The 3,254-nt window shown below is 64.7% G+C and carries 2 protein-coding genes; one reads left to right on the forward strand and one right to left on the reverse strand.

Annotation, left to right across the window (positions count from 1 at the left end; translation table 11 throughout):
* A partial coding sequence (locus EN745_RS32335) for a M3 family metallopeptidase (protein WP_127423126.1) occupies nt 1–1,466 on the forward strand: 1,466 nt, incomplete at its 5' end.
* 158 nt (nt 1,467–1,624) lie between these two features.
* On the opposite strand, the gene EN745_RS32340 is transcribed toward EN745_RS32335, so the two are convergent.
* Nucleotides 1,625–3,097 (reverse strand): M81 family metallopeptidase, encoded by a 1,473-nt coding sequence (locus EN745_RS32340; RefSeq protein ID WP_127423127.1) that lies wholly within the window; start codon nt 3,095–3,097, stop codon nt 1,625–1,627.
* Between the last annotated feature and the right edge of the window lie 157 nt (nt 3,098–3,254).

Consider the following 3,254-nt stretch of genomic DNA (forward strand, 5'->3'; position numbering starts at 1 on the left):
ATCTCGCCGGCCTGCCGGATTTCCTGAAAAGCGCCATGGCGGAAGCGGCCGAGATGCGCGGCCAGAAGGGCCGCTTCGCCGTGACGCTGTCACGCTCGATCTACGAGCCGTTCTCGACCTTCTCCGAGCGCCGCGACCTGCGCGAGATCGCCTTCCGCGCCTTCACCATGCGCGGCCAGAACGGCGGCGCCACCGACAACACCGAAGTGGTCCGCGACATGCTGAAACTGCGCGCCGAGAAGGCAAAACTGCTCGGCTACAACTCCTTCGCAGCGCTGAAGCTCGACGACACCATGGCCAAGACCCCGAAAGCCGTGCACGCGCTGCTCGACCCGGTATGGGAGAAGGCGCTGGAGAAGGCGGCGTTCGACCAAAAGGAATTGGAGCGGCTGGCGACAGAGGCCGGCAGCAACGAAAAATTCGCCGCCTGGGACTGGCGCTTCTACCAGGAGAAGCTGCGCGCCGAGAAATTCGCCTTCGACGAGGCCGAGCTGAAGCCATACCTGCAGCTCGAGCGCGTCATCGACGCCTGCTTCGACGTCGCGACGCGCTTGTTCGGCATCAGCTTCGAGGAGAAGCAGGGCATCGCGGCCTGGCATCCCGACGCGCGCGTCTTTGTGGTCAAGAACGGCGACGGCAGCGAGCGCGGCCTGTTCCTCGCCGATTACTTCGCCCGGCCCTCCAAGCGCTCGGGCGCCTGGATGAGCGCGCTGAAATCCGGTTATAAGCTCGGGCACGGTTCCAGGCCCGTTATCTACAACATCATGAACTTCGCCAAGCCGCCGGCCGGCGAGGCCGCACTCCTGTCGGTCGATGAGGCGAAGACGCTGTTCCACGAATTCGGCCATGCACTGCACGGCATCCTGACCGACGTCACCTGGCCGTCGGTCTCGGGCACGTCCGTGAGCCGAGATTTCGTCGAGCTGCCCTCGCAGCTCTACGAGCACTGGCTGACGGTGCCGGCGGTACTCGAAAAGCACGCGCTGCACGTCAAGACCGGCAAGCCGATGCCGAAGGACCTGCTCAACAAGATGCTCGCCGCCCGCACCTTCGGCGCCGGCTTCGCCACAGTCGAGTTCACCGCCTCGGCGCTGATCGACATGGCCTACCATGCGCGCCCCGACGCGCTGCAAGAGCCGCTTCGTTTCGAAGCCGAAACGCTCGACAAGCTCGACATGCCCGACAGCATCGCCATGCGCCACCGCACCCCGCATTTCGGCCATGTCTTCGCAGGCGACGGCTATTCGGCCGGCTACTATTCCTACATGTGGTCCGAAGTGCTCGACGCCGACGCCTTTGCCGCCTTCGAGGAGGCGGGCGATCCCTTCAACCCGGCATTGGCCGAGCGGCTGAAGCAAAACATCTACGCCGCCGGCGGCTCCAAGGATCCGGAAGAGCTCTACATGGCGTTCCGCGGCAAGATGCCGTCGCCAGAGGCGATGATGGCGAAGCGGGGGTTGGTGTGATTGGCTAATCTCCCCCCTCGAGGGGGAGATGGCCGCAAAGCGGCCAGAGGGGGTCGGTTCGACTGGACGCGAGCTCCTGCGGCAGATGGAGGCTAGCGCTTCACGCGCGAGGACCCCCTCTGTCGCCTTTGGCGACATCTCCCCCTCAAGGGGGGAGATTAGAGCCACGGATCCGCCACCCTCGGCCACACCGGCCGCACCAGCTTGGTGTAATCCGTCACCGCCGGATTGCTCGGATACGAACTCGGTGCCGAGACATAGATAATCTCGGCGGCGATCGGTGCGAAGCCGGCGTAGAAATGGTTGGTCGACTTGATCAGCAATATGTCCTTCGACAGCGGATCGACGCCGATGTTGGAAAAGATGTCCGGCTCGAAGGTCTGCGTGCGGTTGGTGTTGAGGATGACATCGACCTCGGTGCCTTCGACGCGCACCACCGCGGCCGACCCCAATGTCACCCGGCTCGGTCCGAAACTCTGCCAGCCTTCGCCGACCGCCTTCAGCACCTTGACCCGCGCATCGATCGGCTCGCCCGCCAGTGGCCCGGCCTTGCCGCCGAAGCGCAAATCGATGACGGCGCCCTCACCCGCTGCCTGACAGAACGTCACCGCGATCGGATCCCAGATCGTCGCCATGCCGACATTGCTGATGCCGCGCGCGAGCAGCTCGCGCAACACGACGGTGCCGTCGCCGGCAACGCCGCCACCGGGATTGTCCCAGATGTCGGCGATGACCACCGGTTTGTCCGGATTCGCCTTGCGCACGGCGAGCGCGCGCTCGATGCCGTCGGCCGTGTTCAGCATCGTCATCGCTGTCCTTTCGCGCATGGCGTAGAGTTCGCGCCCCAAGCTTTCCGCCAGTGCATCGCCCTTTTCCTTTTCGTTGTCGGTGACGACCAGGATGCGCGTGCCCATCTCCGGCACGTCTGCGGCCATGAAGCCATGGATGACCGAGACCGACAGCACGCCGTCCTTGCCGTGCAGCGCGTTGATTTTGTCGACGAAGGAGCGCATCGGCTCGCGGCTCGTCGGCAGCACTTGGATCATGCGGCAGTCGAAGGTCGAGATCACCGGCCTGATCTCGCCGCGCGCAGCGGCGAGACCGAGCTCGACGACATGCTCGCCGCGCTCGTAGAAATCGGTGTGCGGGAATTCGAGGAAGTAGGCCATGATGTCGGATGCCGCGACACGCTTCGGCGTCAAATGGCTGTGCGGATCGAACTCTGAGGCGATCACCACCTTCGGACCGACGATGGCGCGCACGCGTTCGAGCAGGTCGCCCTCGCAGTCGTCATAGCCTTGCGCCACCATCGCGCCATGCAGGCCGAGGATGACGGCATCGACCGGCAGCGCTTCCCTGAGCTGGCCGAGGATCTCGTCGCGCAGCGCCTCAAAGGCTTGCCGCTGCACCAGTCCTCCGGGCTCGGCCCAGGTGGCGGTGCCTTCGATGACGGTCAGGCCCTCGCCTGCCGCGCGCCGGCGCAGCGCCACGATCGGTGACGAGCACAGCGTCGGCGTTGCCGGATGCTTGCCCGGCCCGGCATAGAAGGCCATCTCGAACGAGGTCCGGTCGGTCGGCACCGGCGAGAAGGTGTTGGTTTCCGTCGCCAGCGAGGCGGTGAAGATGCGCATGAATGCTCCGTGTAGTCTTTGTCTTTCGCAATTCCGGGGGGAAAACCGCCGCACGCTTTTCCCGGAATTGCTGGAATTGCTATTTGACGGCTCCTAGCGCCAGGGCATCTGCGCCTGTAGCCAGACGGTTCAGGATTGATGTGACTTTCCTACATTA

This window comes from Mesorhizobium sp. M4A.F.Ca.ET.022.05.2.1 (assembly GCF_003998845.1).
GTDB lineage: Bacteria > Pseudomonadota > Alphaproteobacteria > Rhizobiales > Rhizobiaceae > Mesorhizobium.